Origin of the sequence: Cellulosimicrobium sp. AB352 (assembly GCF_049538415.1) — a bacterium.
GTDB classification, from domain to species: domain Bacteria; phylum Actinomycetota; class Actinomycetes; order Actinomycetales; family Cellulomonadaceae; genus Cellulosimicrobium; species Cellulosimicrobium funkei.
In genome coordinates this window covers 216028-233670 of sequence record NZ_JBMVFX010000002.1, presented here as the reverse complement: position 1 = coordinate 233670, position 17643 = coordinate 216028, and the positions used below count along the sequence as shown (strand labels likewise).

General features: G+C 71.5%; 29 protein-coding genes. 27 read left to right on the top strand and 2 right to left on the bottom strand.

Features of this window, described 5'->3' with window-relative positions; genetic code table 11:
• Positions 1 to 31: 31 nt before the first annotated feature.
• The 25 genes from rplV to ACPCUX_RS02485 all read left to right on the top strand — a co-directional run bounded on the left by rplV (position 32) and on the right by ACPCUX_RS02485 (position 14594).
• Entirely contained in the window at positions 32 to 403 is a 372-nt protein-coding gene (rplV, locus tag ACPCUX_RS02605; protein WP_021479879.1) for a 50S ribosomal protein L22, read from the top strand.
• Complete coding sequence (rpsC, locus tag ACPCUX_RS02600; RefSeq protein WP_034654910.1) at positions 403 to 1248, top strand: 30S ribosomal protein S3; 846 nt, start codon at positions 403 to 405, stop codon at positions 1246 to 1248. The genes rplV and rpsC overlap by 1 nt, the downstream gene beginning before the upstream one ends.
• 3 nt (positions 1249 to 1251) lie before the next feature.
• A complete protein-coding gene (gene rplP, locus ACPCUX_RS02595) occupies positions 1252 to 1671 on the top strand; it encodes a 50S ribosomal protein L16 (protein WP_021480428.1) in 420 nt (139 codons plus the stop codon).
• Entirely contained in the window at positions 1671 to 1907 is a 237-nt protein-coding gene (gene rpmC, locus ACPCUX_RS02590; protein ID WP_021480429.1) for a 50S ribosomal protein L29, read from the top strand. Before rplP ends, rpmC begins: the two co-directional genes overlap by 1 nt.
• A gap of 11 nt (positions 1908 to 1918) precedes the next feature.
• The gene (gene rpsQ, locus ACPCUX_RS02585; protein WP_021480430.1) at positions 1919 to 2209 is read left to right on the top strand and encodes a 30S ribosomal protein S17; all 291 of its coding nucleotides are present in this window, start codon (positions 1919 to 1921) and stop codon (positions 2207 to 2209) included.
• A 206-nt stretch (positions 2210 to 2415) separates the two neighbouring features.
• The gene (gene rplN / locus ACPCUX_RS02580; RefSeq protein WP_021480431.1) at positions 2416 to 2784 is read left to right on the top strand and encodes a 50S ribosomal protein L14; all 369 of its coding nucleotides are present in this window, start codon (positions 2416 to 2418) and stop codon (positions 2782 to 2784) included.
• A gap of 2 nt (positions 2785 to 2786) precedes the next feature.
• Positions 2787 to 3128, top strand: a complete 342-nt coding sequence (rplX, locus tag ACPCUX_RS02575; protein WP_021480432.1) for a 50S ribosomal protein L24 — start codon at positions 2787 to 2789, stop codon at positions 3126 to 3128.
• On the top strand, positions 3128 to 3697 hold the full coding sequence (gene rplE / locus ACPCUX_RS02570; protein WP_021480433.1) for a 50S ribosomal protein L5: 570 nt from the start codon (positions 3128 to 3130) through the stop codon (positions 3695 to 3697). Before rplX ends, rplE begins: the two co-directional genes overlap by 1 nt.
• 1 nt (position 3698) lies before the next feature.
• Complete coding sequence (locus ACPCUX_RS02565) at positions 3699 to 3884, top strand: type Z 30S ribosomal protein S14 (RefSeq protein WP_021480434.1); 186 nt, start codon at positions 3699 to 3701, stop codon at positions 3882 to 3884.
• An 81-nt stretch (positions 3885 to 3965) separates the two neighbouring features.
• Positions 3966 to 4364: a 30S ribosomal protein S8 gene (gene rpsH / locus ACPCUX_RS02560; protein ID WP_021480435.1), complete on the top strand. Its 399-nt coding sequence runs from the start codon at positions 3966 to 3968 to the stop codon at positions 4362 to 4364.
• 19 nt (positions 4365 to 4383) lie between these two features.
• Entirely contained in the window at positions 4384 to 4920 is a 537-nt protein-coding gene (rplF, locus tag ACPCUX_RS02555; RefSeq protein WP_021480436.1) for a 50S ribosomal protein L6, read from the top strand.
• Positions 4921 to 4922: 2 nt separating this feature from the next.
• Positions 4923 to 5294 carry a 50S ribosomal protein L18 gene (gene rplR, locus ACPCUX_RS02550; RefSeq protein WP_021480437.1) on the top strand — a complete coding sequence of 124 codons (372 nt, stop codon included), beginning with the start codon at positions 4923 to 4925 and terminating at the stop codon, positions 5292 to 5294.
• A gap of 40 nt (positions 5295 to 5334) precedes the next feature.
• Positions 5335 to 5991 (top strand): 30S ribosomal protein S5, encoded by a 657-nt coding sequence (rpsE, locus tag ACPCUX_RS02545; protein WP_423388110.1) that lies wholly within the window; start codon positions 5335 to 5337, stop codon positions 5989 to 5991.
• Positions 5991 to 6173 carry a 50S ribosomal protein L30 gene (gene rpmD, locus ACPCUX_RS02540; protein ID WP_021480439.1) on the top strand — a complete coding sequence of 61 codons (183 nt, stop codon included), beginning with the start codon at positions 5991 to 5993 and terminating at the stop codon, positions 6171 to 6173. Before rpsE ends, rpmD begins: the two co-directional genes overlap by 1 nt.
• 2 nt (positions 6174 to 6175) lie before the next feature.
• A complete protein-coding gene (gene rplO, locus ACPCUX_RS02535) occupies positions 6176 to 6730 on the top strand; it encodes a 50S ribosomal protein L15 (protein WP_074808895.1) in 555 nt (184 codons plus the stop codon).
• Positions 6731 to 7040: 310 nt separating this feature from the next.
• Positions 7041 to 8339: a preprotein translocase subunit SecY gene (gene secY, locus ACPCUX_RS02530; protein WP_021480441.1), complete on the top strand. Its 1299-nt coding sequence runs from the start codon at positions 7041 to 7043 to the stop codon at positions 8337 to 8339.
• Positions 8340 to 8389: 50 nt separating this feature from the next.
• Positions 8390 to 8947, top strand: a complete 558-nt coding sequence (locus ACPCUX_RS02525) for an adenylate kinase (RefSeq protein WP_114552598.1) — start codon at positions 8390 to 8392, stop codon at positions 8945 to 8947.
• 40 nt (positions 8948 to 8987) lie between these two features.
• Entirely contained in the window at positions 8988 to 9824 is an 837-nt protein-coding gene (map, locus tag ACPCUX_RS02520) for a type I methionyl aminopeptidase (RefSeq protein ID WP_043651996.1), read from the top strand.
• Positions 9825 to 10127: 303 nt separating this feature from the next.
• Positions 10128 to 10349 (top strand): translation initiation factor IF-1, encoded by a 222-nt coding sequence (gene infA, locus ACPCUX_RS02515; protein ID WP_012867920.1) that lies wholly within the window; start codon positions 10128 to 10130, stop codon positions 10347 to 10349.
• Between the two features lie 96 nt (positions 10350 to 10445).
• Complete coding sequence (gene rpmJ / locus ACPCUX_RS02510) at positions 10446 to 10559, top strand: 50S ribosomal protein L36 (RefSeq protein WP_009740505.1); 114 nt, start codon at positions 10446 to 10448, stop codon at positions 10557 to 10559.
• A gap of 237 nt (positions 10560 to 10796) precedes the next feature.
• On the top strand, positions 10797 to 11171 hold the full coding sequence (rpsM, locus tag ACPCUX_RS02505) for a 30S ribosomal protein S13 (protein WP_021479758.1): 375 nt from the start codon (positions 10797 to 10799) through the stop codon (positions 11169 to 11171).
• A gap of 113 nt (positions 11172 to 11284) precedes the next feature.
• The gene (rpsK, locus tag ACPCUX_RS02500) at positions 11285 to 11689 is read left to right on the top strand and encodes a 30S ribosomal protein S11 (protein ID WP_021479759.1); all 405 of its coding nucleotides are present in this window, start codon (positions 11285 to 11287) and stop codon (positions 11687 to 11689) included.
• 217 nt (positions 11690 to 11906) lie between these two features.
• Complete coding sequence (locus ACPCUX_RS02495; RefSeq protein WP_021479760.1) at positions 11907 to 12926, top strand: DNA-directed RNA polymerase subunit alpha; 1020 nt, start codon at positions 11907 to 11909, stop codon at positions 12924 to 12926.
• A 74-nt stretch (positions 12927 to 13000) separates the two neighbouring features.
• Positions 13001 to 13558: a 50S ribosomal protein L17 gene (gene rplQ, locus ACPCUX_RS02490; RefSeq protein ID WP_114552595.1), complete on the top strand. Its 558-nt coding sequence runs from the start codon at positions 13001 to 13003 to the stop codon at positions 13556 to 13558.
• A 154-nt stretch (positions 13559 to 13712) separates the two neighbouring features.
• Entirely contained in the window at positions 13713 to 14594 is an 882-nt protein-coding gene (locus tag ACPCUX_RS02485; protein ID WP_423388109.1) for an alpha/beta fold hydrolase, read from the top strand.
• Positions 14595 to 14598: 4 nt separating this feature from the next.
• Here the strand turns inward: ACPCUX_RS02485 and ACPCUX_RS02480 are convergent, their stop codons facing one another.
• Positions 14599 to 15369, bottom strand: a complete 771-nt coding sequence (locus ACPCUX_RS02480) for an ROK family protein (RefSeq protein ID WP_423388108.1) — start codon at positions 15367 to 15369, stop codon at positions 14599 to 14601.
• A gap of 116 nt (positions 15370 to 15485) precedes the next feature.
• Between ACPCUX_RS02480 and truA the strand changes: the two genes are divergently transcribed.
• Positions 15486 to 16379: a tRNA pseudouridine(38-40) synthase TruA gene (truA, locus tag ACPCUX_RS02475; protein WP_409142056.1), complete on the top strand. Its 894-nt coding sequence runs from the start codon at positions 15486 to 15488 to the stop codon at positions 16377 to 16379.
• Positions 16380 to 16436: 57 nt separating this feature from the next.
• Here the strand turns inward: truA and ACPCUX_RS02470 are convergent, their stop codons facing one another.
• Positions 16437 to 16838 (bottom strand): DUF5709 domain-containing protein, encoded by a 402-nt coding sequence (locus tag ACPCUX_RS02470; RefSeq protein WP_034654904.1) that lies wholly within the window; start codon positions 16836 to 16838, stop codon positions 16437 to 16439.
• 142 nt (positions 16839 to 16980) lie between these two features.
• Between ACPCUX_RS02470 and ACPCUX_RS02465 the strand changes: the two genes are divergently transcribed.
• Positions 16981 to 17610, top strand: a complete 630-nt coding sequence (locus ACPCUX_RS02465) for a DUF937 domain-containing protein (RefSeq protein ID WP_034654903.1) — start codon at positions 16981 to 16983, stop codon at positions 17608 to 17610.
• Positions 17611 to 17643: the final 33 nt, after the last annotated feature.

Sequence of the window (17643 nt, the reverse complement as noted above, 5' to 3'; positions counted from 1 at the left end):
GACGGTCAAGAGACAAGAAGGCAGGACAGCAATGGAAGCCAAGGCGCAGGCGCGGTTCGTCCGTGTCACGCCCCAGAAGGCCCGGCGCGTCGTGGACCTCATCCGTGGCAAGCAGGCCTCCGAGGCCGTCGCGGTGCTGAAGTTCGCACCGCAGGCGGCGAGCGAGCCCGTCCGCAAGGTCGTGGAGAGCGCCATCGCCAACGCCCGGGTGAAGGCGGACCGCGCGAGCGAAGCGTTCGAGGAGCAGGAGCTCGTCGTGCGTGAGGCGTTCGTCGACGAGGGCCCGACCCTCAAGCGTTTCCGCCCCCGGGCCCAGGGCCGTGCGAACCGCATCCTCAAGCGCACCAGCCACATCACCGTGGTCGTCGCTCCGCGTGAGAACACGAAGGGAAGTGCCCGATAGTGGGACAGAAGGTTCACCCGCACGGGTACCGCCTCGGCATCACCACCGACCACCGGTCGCGCTGGTTCGCCGACAGCACCAAGCCCGGCCAGCGGTACCGCGACTACGTCCGCGAGGACGTCCAGATCCGCAAGCTCATGAGCACGGGTCTCGAGCGCGCCGGCATCTCCAAGGTCGAGATCGAGCGCACCCGTGACCGCGTCCGCGTGGACATCCACACGGCGCGCCCGGGCATCGTCATCGGCCGCCGCGGCGCCGAGGCCGACCGCATCCGCGGCGAGCTCGAGAAGCTCACCGGCAAGCAGGTGCAGCTCAACATCCTCGAGGTGAAGAACGCCGAGACGGACGCGCAGCTCGTCGCGCAGGGCATCGCCGAGCAGCTCGCGAGCCGCGTCTCGTTCCGTCGTGCCATGCGCAAGGGCATCCAGTCCGCGCAGCGCGCCGGCGCGAAGGGCATCCGCGTGCAGGTCTCCGGCCGCCTCGGTGGCGCGGAGATGAGCCGGTCGGAGTTCTACCGCGAGGGTCGTGTGCCGCTGCACACGCTGCGCGCGTACATCGACTACGGCTTCTTCGAGGCCCGCACCACGTTCGGCCGCATCGGCGTGAAGGTGTGGATCTACAAGGGCGACGTCACCGAGAAGGAGTTCGCCGCGCAGCAGGCCACGGCCGCTCCGCGCCAGGGCCGTGGCGGCCCGCGCGGTGAGCGCGGCGGCGACCGTCGTGGTGGCGGCCGTCGTCCCGAGCGTTCGGCCGAGCGGACCCCCGCGTCCGAGTCGCCGGCGGCGCCCGAGCAGGCTGCTCCCGCCGCAGAGGCGAAGGCCCCTGAGACCGGAACGGAGGCCTGAGTCATGCTGATCCCGCGCAGGCTCAAGCACCGCAAGCAGCACCACCCGTCGCGCTCCGGTGCGGCGAAGGGTGGCACCCAGATCTCGTTCGGCGAGTACGGCATCCAGGCTCTCGAGCCGGCGTACGTGACGAACCGCCAGATCGAGGCTGCTCGTATCGCGATGACCCGCCACATCAAGCGTGGCGGCAAGGTCTGGATCAACATCTACCCGGACCGTCCCCTGACCAAGAAGCCTGCCGAGACCCGCATGGGTTCCGGTAAGGGTTCGCCCGAGTGGTGGGTCGCCAATGTCAAGCCCGGCCGGATCGTCTTCGAGCTGGCGGGTGTCCCGGAGGACCTGGCTCGCGAGGCCATGCGCCGCGCGATCCACAAGCTCCCGATGAAGTGCCGTTTCGTGGTGCGCGAGGGTGGTGGCAACTGATGGCAATCGGAACGAAGGGGCTCGCCCCCGTCGACCTCGACGCCATGGACGACGAGACGCTCGTCGCCGAGCTCAAGAAGGTCAAGGAGGAGCTCTTCAACCTCCGCTTCCAGTCGGCCACCGGCCAGCTGGAGAGCCACGGGCGCCTCAAGGCCGTCCGCCGCGACATCGCGCGGATCTACACGATCCTGCGTGAGCGCGAGCTCGGCATCCGAACCGCGCCGAGCGCCGAGTGAGTGAGGCTGGAATGAGCGAGAACGCAACGAACGCGCCCGAGGCGGCCGAGGAGCGCGCGCACCGCAAGACGCGCCGCGGCTACGTCGTGAGCGACAAGATGGACAAGACCGTGGTGGTCGAGGTCGAGGACCGGGTCAAGCACCCGCTCTACGGCAAGGTCATCCGCCGCACGAGCAAGGTCAAGGCGCACGACGAGCAGAACTCTGCCGGCGTGGGCGACCTGGTGCTCATCATGGAGACCCGCCCGCTGTCCGCGACCAAGCGGTGGCGCCTCGCGGAGATCCTCGAGAAGGCCAAGTGATCCACCGGTCGTGACGGGCGGGCCCCGGCTCGCTCGTCACGACCGCTCTCGTGCCGCACCGCGGTGCGGCAACCAGTGAGGACAGGTCGGGCGGGTCCACCGCCCGGTCCTGGCCGGTTCACCCGCGAGGGACCCGGCACTGACAGCTATCCGTTCGGCAAGGCTCGCCCACGGCGAGAACCGGCTCGACGACAGGAGTTCATTACATGATCCAGCAGGAGTCGCGACTTCGTGTCGCCGACAACACGGGTGCCAAGGAGATTCTCTGCATCCGTGTTCTCGGTGGCTCGGGCCGTCGCTACGCCGGAATCGGCGACGTCATCGTCGCAACCGTCAAGGACGCGATCCCGGGCGGCAACGTGAAGAAGGGCGACGTGGTCAAGGCCGTCGTCGTCCGCACCGCCAAGGAGCGCCGTCGTCCGGACGGTTCCTACATCAAGTTCGACGAGAACGCCGCCGTGATCCTCAAGAACGACGGCGAGCCGCGCGGGACGCGCATCTTCGGCCCGGTCGGGCGCGAGCTGCGCGACAAGCGGTTCATGAAGATCATCTCGCTGGCTCCGGAGGTGCTCTGACCATGGCCAAGATCAAGAAGGGCGACCTCGTCGTCGTCATCGCGGGCAAGGACAAGGGCAAGCAGGGGCGCGTCCTCGAGGTGCTCACCGACCGTGACCGCGTCATCGTCGAGGGCGTCCAGCGCGTCACCAAGCACACCAAGGTCGGCCAGTCGCAGCGCGGCACGCGGACCGGTGGGATCGAGACCGTCGAGGCCCCGATCCACATCAGCAACGTGATGGTCGTCGACCCGGAGACCAAGAAGGGCACCCGCGTCGGGTACCGCACCGAAGAGGTCGAGCGTGACGGCCGCAAGCGCACCGTGCGCGTGCGTGTCGCCAAGCGCTCCGGGAAGGACATCTGATGAGCACCGAGATCGTCGCCCCCGAGGTGCCCCGCCTGAAGCAGCGCTACCGCGAGGAGATCGTCGCCGGTCTGCGCGAGGAGTTCGGGCACGAGAACGTCAACCAGGTCGCCCGCGTCACGAAGATCGTCGTGAACATGGGTGTCGGTGACGCCGCCAAGGACTCGAAGCTCATCGAGGGCGCCATCCGCGACCTGTCCGCGATCACCGGCCAGAAGCCGCAGGTGACCAAGGCCCGCAAGTCCATCGCGCAGTTCAAGCTGCGCGAGGGCATGCCGATCGGCGCGCACGTCACGCTGCGCGGCGACCGCATGTGGGAGTTCCTGGACCGCCTGCTGTCGATCGCCCTGCCGCGCATCCGCGACTTCCGCGGCCTGTCGCCCAAGCAGTTCGACGGGAACGGCAACTACACGTTCGGTCTCACGGAGCAGTCGATGTTCCACGAGATCGACCAGGACAAGATCGACCGTGTCCGCGGTATGGACATCACGATCGTGACCACGGCGACGACCGATGACGAGGGCCGCTCCCTGCTGCGCCGTCTCGGCTTCCCCTTCAAGGAGAACTGACATGGCGAAGAAGGCCCTGATCAACAAGGCGGCCGCCAAGCCGAAGTTCGCGGTCCGCGCCTACACCCGGTGCCAGAAGTGCGGTCGCCCGCACTCGGTGTACCGCAAGTTCGGCCTGTGCCGCATCTGCGTGCGCGAGATGGCCCACCGTGGTGAGCTTCCGGGCGTCACCAAGAGCAGCTGGTAACAACTACGTCGTAGGTCCTGGCGGAGCGCGTCGCTCGACGCGCCCCGCCCGGATACCACGTCGAGGAAGGGCTAGAGCCCGATGACGATGACCGACCCGATCGCAGACATGCTGACGCGTCTGCGGAACGCGAACTCGGCTTACCACGAGACGGTGACCATGCCGTACTCGAAGCTGAAGTCGCACATTGCCGAGATCCTCCAGGCCGAGGGCTACATCTCCGGCTGGAGCGTCGAGGACGCGACGGTGGGCAAGAACCTCACCATCCAGCTCAAGTTCGGCCCGAACCGTGAGCGCAGCCTCGCCGGCGTGCGCCGCGTGTCGAAGCCCGGCCTGCGCAAGTACGTCAAGTCCACCGAGCTGCCGAAGGTTCTCGGCGGCCTGGGCGTGGCGATCCTGTCCACGTCCTCCGGTCTGCTCACCGACAAGCAGGCCGCCACGAAGGGCGTGGGCGGCGAAGTCCTCGCCTACGTCTGGTAACCCGGAAAGGAGATACGCCATGTCTCGAATCGGCAAGATCCCCGTTCCGGTTCCCGCCGGAGTGGACGTCACCATCAGCGGCGCGCTCGTGACCGTGAAGGGCCCCAAGGGCTCGCTCGAGCACCACGTGCCCGCCCCCATCCAGGTCGCTCAGGAGGACGGCACCCTCGTGGTGTCGCGCCCGAACGACGAGCGCGAGTCCCGCGCGCTGCACGGCCTGACCCGCACCCTCCTGGCGAACCTCGTCCAGGGCGTGACGCAGGGCTACGAGAAGAAGCTCGAGATCGTCGGCACCGGTTACCGCGTGACGGCCAAGGGCTCGGACCTCGAGTTCGCCCTCGGCTTCAGCCACCCGGTCGTCGTGACCCCGCCCGCGGGCATCACGTTCGCGGTCGAGAGCCCGACGAAGTTCTCGGTCTCCGGCATCGACAAGCAGCAGGTCGGCGAGATCGCAGCGAACATCCGCAAGATCCGCAAGCCCGAGCCGTACAAGGGCAAGGGTGTGCGTTACGCCGGCGAGGTCGTCCGCCGCAAGGCTGGAAAGGCTGGTAAGTAACGATGGCTCTGAAGGTTCTCGGCAAGGGCAAGGCCGTCGCGCGTCAGCGCCGGCACCTGCGCCTGCGCAAGAAGATCAAGGGGACCGCCGGTCGTCCGCGCCTCGTGGTGACGCGTTCCACGCGTCACATCACGGCTCAGGTCGTGGACGACACGATCGGTCAGACGCTCGCGTCGGCCTCGTCGCTCGAGGCGGACCTGCGTGCGCTCGACGGCGACAAGAGCGCCAAGGCCCGCAAGGTCGGCGAGCTCGTCGCCGAGCGTGCGAAGGCCAAGGGCGTCGACTCCGTCGTCTTCGACCGTGGTGGCAACAAGTACCACGGTCGGGTCGCTGCGGTCGCCGACGGCGCTCGCGAGGGCGGTCTGTCCCTGTGACGACGCCGACCATCCCCACACGGAAGCAAAGGATTCTCTGATGGCTGCAGGGCAGCGCAGCACCACCGGCGCCCCCACGGGTGCCGCCAACGAGTCGAGCGACCAGAACGCGCGCGGGGGGCGCCGCGACGACCGTCGCGGTGACCGTCGCGACGGTCGCCGTGGCGACGCAGCCGAGAAGAACGCCTTCGTCGAGCGCGTCGTCACCATCAACCGCGTCTCCAAGGTCGTCAAGGGCGGCCGCCGCTTCAGCTTCACCGCGCTCGTCGTGGTGGGCGACGGCGACGGCACCGTCGGCGTCGGCTACGGCAAGGCGAAGGAGGTGCCCGCGGCGATCGCCAAGGGTGTCGAGGAGGCCAAGAAGAACTTCTTCAAGGTCCCGCGCATCCAGGGCACCATCCCGCACCCCATCCAGGGTGAGGCCGCCGCCGGCGTCGTGTTCCTCCGTCCGGCCGCTCCGGGTACCGGTGTGATCGCCGGCGGTCCGGTGCGCGCCGTGCTGGAGTGCGCGGGCATCCACGACGTGCTGAGCAAGTCGCTCGGCTCGTCCAACGCGATCAACATCGTGCACGCGACCGTCGAGGCCCTGCGCAACCTGGAGCAGCCTGAGGCTGTCGCCGCGCGCCGTGGTCTCCCGCTCGAGGACGTGGCCCCGGCCGCGCTCCTGCGTGCCCGTGCTGCGGGGGTGAACGCCTGATGGCCAGGCTCAAGGTGACCCAGACGAAGTCCGCCATCGGCGGCAAGCAGAACCAGCGCGACACGCTGCGCACTCTGGGCCTCAAGCGGATCGGCGACACCGCCGTGAAGGAGGACCGCCCGGAGATCCGCGGCATGGTCGCGACGGTGGCGCACCTCGTCACCGTTGAGGAGGTCGAGTGACCATGGCTGAGAAGGCCACCAAGGAGACCGCCGAGGCTCCGAAGAAGAAGACCGCTGCGAAGGCGTCGGCTCCGGCGAAGGCCGAGCAGACCCCCGCGCAGACCGAGGGTGCCGGCGGCACGCTCAAGGTCCACCACCTGCGTCCGGCTCCCGGCGCCAAGAAGGCCAAGACCCGCGTGGGTCGTGGTGAGGCGTCGAAGGGTAAGACGGCGGGCCGCGGTACCAAGGGTACGAAGGCTCGTTACCAGGTTCCCGAGCGCTTCGAGGGTGGGCAGATGCCTCTGCACATGCGCCTCCCGAAGCTGCGCGGCTTCAAGAACCCGTTCCGCACCGAGTACCAGGTCGTGAACCTGGACAAGCTCGCGGCGCTGTACCCCGAGGGTGGCCAGGTCACCGTCGAGGACCTCGTCGCGAAGGGCGCGGTCCGCAAGGGCCAGCTCGTGAAGGTGCTCGGCACGGGTGAGATCACCGTCAAGCTCGAGGTCGCGGTCGACGCTCTCTCGGGCGCGGCTCGCGAGAAGATCCTCGCGGCCGGCGGTTCGGTCTCGGAGGACTGACACACCTGGACAGGGCCGGTGGCGCGTACGCGCCGTCGGCCCTGTCCGCGTCTGAGGGTGCCTCCCTGCACGACCCGTGGTCCGTCCGGCAGCGCACCACGGTCTAGACTCTCCGACGGCTGTCTCCCCGCACCCCGGGGGTGACCGCCGTCACTCCCAGGTCCACGGCCGGCCCGTCCGGTGATCGGGACCGACTTGCCGTTCGACGCGGCGCTACGGCTAGGGTGCCTCTTGGCGCCCGTGCCGTGCGTCACACCTCGCCGGGCCTCCCGGCGACACGACATCCCGCCTCGGCGGGCCAGGAGGATAGGTGCTCAGCGCATTCGCCCGGGCTTTCCGGACGCCCGACCTGCGGCGCAAGCTGCTGTTCACGATCGCGATCATGGCGATCTTCCGGGTGGGGTCGTTCATCCCCACGCCCGGCGTGGACTACCCCAACGTGCAGCAGTGCATCGCGGAGACCGCCGACGGCAACGACCTGCTCAGCCTGGTCAACCTCTTCAGCGGCGGCGCGCTGCTCCAGCTGTCGATCTTCGCGCTCGGCATCATGCCGTACATCACCGCGAGCATCATCGTCCAGCTGCTGCGCGTCGTGATCCCTCGCTTCGAGGCGCTCCACAAGGAGGGCCAGTCGGGCCAGGCGAAGCTCACGCAGTACACGCGCTACCTGACGATCGCGCTCGCCATCCTCCAGTCGACGACCGTCATCACGACGGCGCGCAACGGCCTGCTCTTCCAGGGCTGCTCCGTCGACGTCATCCCGGACGCCAGCTTCGTCACGATGGCCCTCATGGTCATCACGATGACCGCGGGCACCGGCCTCATCATGTGGCTCGGCGAGCTCATCACGGAGCGCGGCGTCGGCAACGGCATGTCGCTGCTCATCTTCACGTCCATCGCCGCGAGCTTCCCGACCGCCCTGTGGTCGATCGCCGGCGGCGCGAACGGCGCGACGAACTTCATCATCATGATCGCGGTCATCGTGCTCGTCATCGGGCTGGTCGTGTTCGTCGAGCAGTCGCAGCGCCGCGTGCCGGTGCAGTACGCCAAGCGCATGGTCGGTCGCCGGATGTACGGCGGCTCGAGCACCTACATCCCGATCAAGATCAACATGGCGGGCGTCATCCCGGTGATCTTCGCGGCCTCGCTGCTCGCGGTCCCGGGCCTCATCGCGCAGTTCGGCGACCAGAGCGCCGACTGGGTGATCTGGATCAGCACCAACCTGGCCGACCCGTCCGCGCCGCTGCACATCCTGCTGTACGTGCTGATGATCCTGTTCTTCTGCTTCTTCTACACGTCGATCACGTTCAACCCGGACGAGGTCGCGGACAACATGAAGAAGTACGGCGGCTTCATCCCGGGCATCCGTGCCGGCCGGCCCACCGCCGAGTACCTCGACTACGTCATCACCCGCATCACCTCCGCGGGTGCCATCTACCTCGCGCTCGTCGCACTGCTGCCGACGCTGGTCCTCATCGGGCTCGGCGTGAGCACGAACATCCCGTTCGGTGGCTCCTCGATCATCATCGTCGTCGGCGTCGGCCTGGAGACGGTCAAGCAGATCAACTCCCAGCTGCAGCAGCGCCACTACGAAGGGTTCCTCCGTTGAGCAACGCCACCGACGGCCAGTCCGCCGCGCGCCCCGCGCGCCTCGTCATCATGGGCCCGCAGGGCGCGGGCAAGGGGACGCAGGCCGCCCGGCTCGCCGAGCAGCTGTCCATCCCGGCGATCTCGACCGGCGACATCTTCCGGGCGAACATCAAGGGCGGCACGGAGCTCGGCCGCCTCGCGCAGGAGTACACCGCGAAGGGCGACCTCGTCCCCGACACGGTGACGAACGCGATGGTCCGCGACCGTCTCGCGCAGGACGACGCCGCGCAGGGGTTCATCCTCGACGGCTACCCGCGCAACGCGGCCCAGGTCGTCGAGCTCGACGCGATCCTCGCCGACCTGGGCGTCGCGCTGGACGGCGTCGTGGAGCTCACCGCGGACCGCGACGAGCTGCTCGCGCGCCTCGCGAAGCGCGCGGAGATCGAGGGTCGCGAGGACGACACGGAGGAGGCCATCGCGCGCCGCCTCGACATCTACGCGGAGCAGACGGCGCCGCTCACCTCCGCCTACGCGGACCGCGGCCTGCTGGTGCGCGTCGACGGTATCGGCGACATCGACGAGGTCACGGGCCGCATCGTGTCGGCGTTGACCGCGCTCGTCGGCTGAGCGCCCGCACGTCTTTCCGTCGGTTCTGAGGAGCAGCAGGGTGTTCGGTCGCGAGCGCATCGAGTACAAGACGCACGACCAGGTCCGGTCCATGCGCAGCGCCGGCCTCGTCGTGGCGCGTGCGCTCGGGACGGTGCGCGACGCCGTCCGCCCGGGCATGACGACCGCCGACCTCGACGCGCTCGCCGCCGCGGTCATCGCCGACGCCGGGGCGACGCCGTCGTTCCTCGGGTACGAGGGCTACCCGGCGTCGCTCTGCGTGTCGGTGAACGACGAGGTCGTCCACGGCATCCCCGGGCCGCGCGAGCTGCGCCCGGGCGACGTCGTCTCCGTCGACTGCGGGGCCGTCGTCGACGGCTGGCACGGCGACTCGGCGGTCTCGTTCGTGCTCGGCGAGGGCGACCCGCAGGACGAGGCGCTCGTCGAGGCGACGCGCCGCGCCATGTGGGCCGGGATCGCCGCCCTCGCGACGAGCGAGCGGCTGTGCGACGTCGGGGCCGCCATCGAGGACTCGGTGCGTGTCTCGGGGGAGTCGGACGGCGTGACCTACGGCATCGTCGAGGACTACGTCGGCCACGGGATCGGGTCCGCGATGCACCAGCCCCCGGACGTCCCGAACTACCGCACGCGTGAGAAGGGCCCGCGGCTGCGCCCGGGCATGTGCCTCGCGATCGAGCCGATGCTCACGCGGGGCGAGCGGTTCACCGAGGTGTGCGAGGACGACTGGACGGTCGTGACCGACGACGGCACCCGTGCCGCGCACTGGGAGCACAGCGTCGCGATCCTCGACGAGGGCATCTGGGTCCTCACCGCGCCCGACGGCGGCGCCGCGGAGCTCGCGGAGCTCGGCGTGCGCGTCGCACCGCTCGCGGCCTGACCGCGCACCGGCCCGTCGCGGGCCGCCTCGCTCCCGTCCGGCAGCGCCCGACGGCACCCCGCACGACGGGGGAGTGACGCGTCGCACCGCGCGCACGACCCGCCACGGTTTCCCGTCCCTTGCCGGATGCCGTAGGATGGTCCGTCGGGTGTAGTCCGTGCACGTCGTTCATCCGGCCCCCGTCCCTCGGGACCCGGGCGACCGACCACCGCACGCGGCTCCACGCACCTCCCACGATCGGACGACCCTCGGGTCGGGCGTGCGCGGGAGTCCTAGCAGTTCAGACGAGAGTTAGCGGAGGACATGGCAAAGAAGGACGGTGTCATCGAGATCGAGGGCAGCGTGGTCGAGGCCCTGCCGAACGCGATGTTCCGCGTGGAGCTGGCCAACGGGCACAAGGTTCTCGCGCACATCTCGGGCAAGATGCGCCAGCACTACATCCGGATCCTCCCCGAGGACCGGGTCGTGGTCGAGCTGAGCCCGTACGACCTGTCCCGCGGCCGGATCGTCTACCGCTACAAGTAGTCGTCACGCGTCCACCCACTCACCCGCCTCGCACCCGGGACCACCGGGGCCGCTCGTCGGTCGCGCCCGGAGCGGGGCACCACTGAGGGAACGAAGATGAAGGTCAAGCCCAGCGTCAAGAAGATCTGCGACAAGTGCAAGGTGATCCGCCGGCACGGTCGCGTCATGGTGATCTGCGAGAACCTGCGGCACAAGCAGCGCCAGGGCTGAGCCCTCACCTGCGCCACGGGTGACGGTCCTCCGGGACCGCGGTCACCAGGCCGCCCGTCACGACGACGGCCGGCCACCAGCGCACCACCACGAACCTGCTCGGCACCCCGGACGCGAGTCCGGGAGGAGAACGCCACAGGCAGGGGAACCCCCGGCTCGGAGGCCGGGGCCCACGGAGCTCCCCGTGGGAGGGCGGTGCGACAGACCTCCGACGAAGCACGAGGAGCCGAAAGGCACATGGCACGTCTCATCGGCGTCGACCTCCCCCGCGACAAGCGGCTCGAGGTCGCGCTCACCTACATCTACGGCGTCGGCCGTACCCGCGCCCAGCAGACGCTGGCCGCCACCGGCATCAGCCCGGACGCCCGCGTGAAGGACCTCGGCGACGCCGAGCTCGTCGCGCTCCGCGACTACCTCGAGGGCAACTACAAGCTCGAGGGTGACCTCCGTCGTGAGGTGGCCGCCGACATCCGCCGCAAGGTCGAGATCGGCACCTACCAGGGCCTGCGTCACCGCCGCGGCCTGCCCGTGCGCGGCCAGCGCACGAAGACCAACGCGCGTACGCGCAAGGGACCGAAGCGCACCGTGGCCGGCAAGAAGAAGGCCCGCTGAGCCAGTCCGCAGGGCGGGCCCTGCTCGCGCACTGACGCGGACCTCACGGTCCGTCCCGTGCCGGGTGGAGATCCCCGCGGTCAGACCACCTCAGACCAGGAGAGAAGAAGGACATGCCTCCCAAGACTCGCGCCGCCGCTGGGCGCAAGCCTCGTCGCAAGGACAAGAAGAACGTCCCCGCCGGCCAGGCGCACATCAAGAGCACGTTCAACAACACGATCGTGTCGATCACGGACCCGTCGGGCGCCGTGATCGCGTGGGCCTCCGGCGGCGACGTCGGCTTCAAGGGCTCCCGCAAGTCGACCCCCTTCGCCGCCGGCCTCGCGGCCGAGGCCGCTGCCCGCAAGGCGCAGGAGCACGGCATGAAGAAGGTCGACGTCTTCGTCAAGGGCCCGGGCTCGGGTCGCGAGACGGCGATCCGCTCGCTGCAGTCGGCCGGCCTCGAGGTCGGCTCGATCCAGGACGTGACGCCGCAGGCGCACAACGGGTGCCGGCCGCCCAAGCGTCGTCGCGTCTGACCCTCGTCGTCGACGTGCCGTCGACGGGCCGCCCGGTCACCGACCGGCCGAGCCCGTCGACGGCGCCCGTCACGGGGCAGCCGCCTCCTGACGGGGTCGACGCACCCTTCCCGGCCGGGTGGACAGAGTCCCGGCCGGGGCCGCGTGCCGCAGGCACGCACCTCGCCTTGAACCGTGCAGCGTCATATGGCGGACGCTCACCGAAAGGAAACCACCAGTGCTGATCGCACAGCGCCCCACCTTGACCGAAGAGGTCATCTCGGAGAACCGTTCGCGCTTCTCCATCGAGCCGCTGGAGCCCGGCTTCGGCTACACGCTCGGCAACTCGCTGCGTCGCACGCTGCTGTCGTCCATCCCGGGCGCGGCGGTCACCTCCATCCGCATCGACGGTGTGCTCCACGAGTTCACCACCGTGCCGGGTGTGAAGGAGGACGTGACCGAGGTCATCCTCAACATCAAGAACCTCGTCGTCTCCTCGGAGAACGACGAGCCCGTCGTGATGTACCTGCGCAAGCAGGGTGCTGGTGCGGTCACCGCGGCGGACATCGTCCCGCCCGCGGGTGTGGAGGTCCACAACCCCGAGCTGCACATCGCCACGCTCAACGACAAGGGCAAGCTCGAGATCGAGCTGACCGTCGAGCGCGGCCGCGGCTACGTCTCGGCCTCGCAGAACAAGTCGTTCGACGCCGAGATCGGCCGGATCCCGGTCGACTCGATCTACTCGCCGGTCCTCAAGGTGACCTACAAGGTCGAGGCGACGCGTGTCGAGCAGCGCACGGACTTCGACAAGCTGGTCGTGGACGTCGAGACGAAGCCGGCGATCTCGCCGCGCGACGCGCTCGCGTCGGCCGGCAAGACGCTGGTGGAGCTCTTCGGCCTCGCCCGCGAGCTCAACGTCGAGGCCGAGGGCATCGAGATCGGTCCGTCGCCGACGGACGCGGCCCTGGCCGCGGACCTGGCGCTGCCGATCGAGGAGCTCAACCTCACGATCCGCTCGTACAACTGCCTCAAGCGCGAGGGCATCCACCAGGTGGGCGAGCTCGTCGCACGCAGCGAGGCGGACCTGCTGGACATCCGCAACTTCGGTGCGAAGTCCATCAACGAGGTGAAGGAGAAGCTCGCCGAGCTCGGCCTGTCCCTCAAGGACTCGCCGCTCGACTTCGACCCGTCGGCCGCCGCGTACTACGACGGCGACGACGACGAGGCGACGTTCTCGGACACCGAGCAGCAGTACTGAGCCTGCGGCTCTAGACACCTCAGCGCGTCCGGGTCCGCACCTGCGGCGCGATCACTTCCCAAGGAGCACATCCCATGCCTACCCCCGCCAAGGGCCCCCGGCTCGGCAGCGGACCGGCTCACGAGCGCCTGATGCTCGCGAACCTGTCCACCCAGCTCTTCGAGCACGGCCGCATCACGACCACCGAGACCAAGGCGAAGCGCCTGCGCCCGGTGGCCGAGCGCCTCATCACGTTCGCCAAGCGCGGCGACCTGCACGCGCGCCGTCGCGTCCTGCGCGTCGTCCGCGACAAGTCCGTGGTGCACACGCTGTTCACCGAGATCGCCCCGCAGATGGCGGAGCGTGAGGGTGGCTACACGCGCATCACGAAGGTCGGCACGCGCAAGGGCGACAACGCGCCCCTCGCGGTGATCGAGCTCGTGACCGAGCCCGTCAGCCCGAAGCAGGCCGTCGTCCGCGAGGCGGAGAAGGCTGCCGAGAAGGCGAGCAAGAAGAAGGCCGACAAGCCGTCCAAGAAGGCCGACAAGGTCGAGGACGCGCCCGTCGAGGACGCCGCCGTCGAGGACGCTCCCACCGAGGACGTCCAGGACGCGCCCGTCGAGGACGCCACGGAGGAGAAGAAGGAGGCCTGAGCCTCCTCTTCCCGCCCGAGCCCTCCGGGGCTCGTCGCGCAGGGCCCGGGACCGTACGGTCCCGGGCCCTGCGGCGTCCCCGGCCTGGCGAGTCTCCGGCCCTGTCCCGTTCCCCCGGGTCGATCTCGCGTGGAGCAGGCCCTACGGTCGAGACGTGACCTCCACCGACGCGTCGCCCGGGACCGGGACCGGGAGCGGGACGTGGCCACCCGTCGTCCTCGTGCACGGGTCGCGCACGTCGCGCTCGATGTGGCGCGACCAGCTCGCGGCGCTGGGCCGCGCCGGAGTGCGGGCCGTCGCGGTCGACCTGCCGGGCCACGGGGTGCGGCGCGGCGAGGCGTTCACGCTCGACGGCGCGGTCGGGGCGGTCGCGGCAGGGATCGACGCGATCGGCGGACGCGCGCTCGTCGTCGGGCTGTCGCTCGGGGGCTACGTCGCGATCGAGACGCGTGCGCGGCACCCGGAGCGCGTCGTGGGGCTCGTCGCCGCCGCGTGCTCGACGCCGCCGTCGACGCGCCTGCGCGGCGGCTGGCTCGTCCTCGCGCGCGGCATCGAGCGGCTCCCGGACGGAGGAGCCGGGCTGAACCAGGCGCTCGTCGACCGGGCGATGACGGCGCAGGCCGCCGCCGACCTGGCGGCCGGCGGGTTCGCCCTCGACGTCATGAGCGCGATCCTGCGCGAGGTGGGGTCGGTCGACCCGGTCCGGGCCCTCGGCGCGGCGGACTCGCCGGTCTGGCTCGTCAACGGGCGCTGGGACCACTTCCGGCTCGGGGAGCGCGGGTTCCTCGCCGCGGCGCGCGCGGGCGGGGCCTCCGCCCGGCTCGTCGTCGTCCCGGGCGCGCGACACCTGGTGAGCCTGGACGCGCCCGTGGCGTTCAACCGCATCCTGCTCGACGCGCACGGCGCGCTCGCCGCGGGCGCGCCTCCGGGAGGCGGGGGCGAGGGCGCGACGCCGGGCCTCCTCGAGCCCGCCGCGGCCGCGCCCAGGCCGCGCACCGCGGACGGGGAGCCGGACCGCGGCACGGCCGGTCGCTGAGGCGTCAGGCCGGCGGGAGGTCCCACGCGCGGGCGCCCCCGACGAGGGCCGCCGAGTTCGGCACCACGACGACGTCGTCGCCGAGCCGGTCGAGGACGCTCGGGGTGATGCGCCGCGAGTTGCCACCGCCCAGGTAGAGGCGGTCCCACCAGAACACGGGCCGCAGCCCCTCGACGACCGCGAGGACGCGGCGCGACCAGAGCCCGTCTCCGAGGCGGCGGCGCTCGGGCTCGCCGACGTACTCGTCGTACGTGGTGCCGCGCCGCACCGGGGCGCGCGACCACTCGAGGTGCGGCGCGAGCCGGCCCCCGTGGAACAGCGCGGAGCCGAGCCCCGTCCCCAGGGTCAGCACCAGCTCGAGCCCGGACGCCGCGACGACGCCCGCGCCGTGCACCTCGGCGTCGTTGAGCACGAGCGCCGGGACGCCGAGCCGGCGCTCGACGGCCGCGCGGACGTCGAAGCTCGTCCAGGCCTCGACGAGCGCGGGGTCCACGCGCGACCGGGGCCCGCTGCGCGTCACGTAGTGGGGCGTGTGCACGACGACGCCGCGCCGGATCATCCCGGGCAGGCCGACCGTGACGCGGTCGGTGGGAGGCAGCGAGGCCGCGATGCCCGCGACCGTCTCGACGAGGAGGTCGGGCGGGAGGGGGTAGGGCGTGGGGACGCGCACGGCCGCGGCGTGCGCGGTGCCCGACGCGTCGAGCACGTTCGCCTTGATGCCGCCTCCGCCGCAGTCGACGGCGAGGGTGCGGACGTCGTGCGGGTCGCCGGTCATGGGCGGCAGCGTAGGCACGGCGGCGCGCGCGGCGCACGGGCGGGCGACTACGGTGAACTCCCGTGACCGCCGTCCCGCTCCCCGCCCTCCCGGACCCCGACGCCCCGCGACCCGAGGTGCCGGACGACGTCGTGCGCGTGCGCCTGGACCTCGCCTACCAGGGGACGGCGTTCGCCGGCTGGGCCCGGCAGCCGACGCTGCGCACGGTGCAGGGCACGCTCGAGGACGGGCTCGCGACGATCCTGCGGGGCGCGGCGCCGCGGCTCACGGTGGCGGGGCGCACGGACGCGGGCGTGCACGCGCGGGGGCAGGTCGCGCACGTCGACCTCGCGCGGGCGCAGTGGGAGGCGCTGCCCGGCCGGTCCGACCGCGCGCCGGGGGACGCGCTCGTCGCGCGGCTGGGCGGCGTGCTGCCGGGGGACGTCGTCGTGCACCGTGCGGCGCAGGCGCCGGCCGGGTTCGACGCCCGCTTCTCCGCGCTGCACCGCGCGTACACCTACCGCATCGCGGACGACCCGGCGCAGCGCGACCCGCTGCGCCGGGAGTGGGTGCTGTGGAACCGGCGGCCGCTCGACGTCGCGGCGATGGACGCCGCCGTGCGGCCCCTGCTCGGGGTGCGGGACTTCGCGGCGTTCTGCAAGCCGCGACCCGGCGCCACGACGATCCGGGAGCTGCAGCACCTGTCGTGGTCGCGCCCGACGGACGGGCCCGACGCGGGGCTCGTGGTCGCGCACGTCCGCGCGGACGCGTTCTGCCACAACATGGTGCGCGCGCTCGTCGGCGCGTCGCTCGCCGTGGGGGAGGGGCGCCGCGACGTCGGGTGGCCCGCGGAGCTCCTCGCGAGCCGGCGCCGGGACGCGGGGGCGGGCGTCGTGCCGGCGCACGGGCTCGTGCTCGAGGAGGTCACCTACCCGCCCGACGCGGAGCTCGCGGCGCGTGCCGACCGCATCCGCGCCGTGCGGAACGAGGAGGACGTCTGGGAGGACGCGCCGCCCCGCGAGCCGGCCTGAGCCGGCCGCGGGCGGGCGCTCGCCCTCAGGGCTTCCTCGGGGCTTCCTCGGGGCTTCTCAGGGCTCCTCGACGACGTGGACGGCGGCCTCCTCGGCGCCCGCGGCGCCCCCGGAGATCCCCTCGTCGTCGGCGTACGTGTCGTTCTGGCGCCCGTCGAGGGCGTCGGGGTCCGCGACGAGGCGGCCCGCGCGGGTCTCGTCGGGACGCTCGGACGGGTCGCGCTCCCACTCCTCCGGCTCCTCCTCGGCCAGGCGCTGGTCGAGCGTCTCGCCGTGCACCTCTTCCCACGGCGTCTCGCCGAAGTGGTTCGAGCGGGGGCGCTCGGGCGGGGAGTAGCCCTCGTCGAGCACGTCGTCCACGCCGCGGTCGAGGAGCGTCTCCTCGGGCTGGAGCTGGTCGGTGTCGCCCTCGGCGCCCGTCTCCGGGTCGGGGCTCGTGGCGGTGGTGTCTTCGCTCATGCGTCCCACCCTGGCACCTCGCAGGGCCGGACGCAGCCCCGGACGCGAGTGCCTGCGAGGACGCCCGGCCGGGACTACGGTGGGGCCGCACCGCGCCCCGGTGCGCACCCGCTGGAGCACCCCTGAACCGGAGGACGACCGCATGGCCGGCATCGACGACATCCTGTCCACCGTCCCGCTCGACCAGCTCGCCGGTCGGCTCGGCGTCGATGAGGCGACGGCGCAGCGCGCGGTGGGCGCGGCGCTGCCCGCGCTGCTGGGCGGGCTGCGCGCCAACGCGCAGGACCCGGCGGGCGCGGCGTCGCTCGGCGAGGCCCTCGCGCAGCACGACCCGGCGCTCGTGGAGGGCGGCGTCGACCTCGACGACGTCGACACCGACGACGGCCGCAAGATCGTCGGGCACGTGTTCGGGCAGAACGAGCAGGCGGTCGTCGCGCAGCTCGCCCAGTCGACGGGCACCGGCAAGGACCTGCTCGCGAAGGTGCTGCCCGCGCTCGCGCCGATCGCGCTGGCCTTCCTCGCGAAGCAGCTCGGCGGCGCCGGGTCGTCGGGCGGCGCCACGACCGGCACCTCGGGCGGCACGGCGGGCGGCACTTCGGGCGGCACCGCGGCGGGGAAGGGCGCGGGCGAGCGGCCGGGCACCTCGCAGACCGGCGGGGGCGGCCTGGGCGACGTCCTCGGCGGGCTCCTGGGCGGCGGGTCGGGCTCCGGCGGCGGTCTCGGCGACCTCCTGGGCGGGCTGGGCGGCCTCCTCGGCGGCGGCCGGCGCTGAGTCGTCCCGCCATCCCGCCGTCCCGCCACCCGC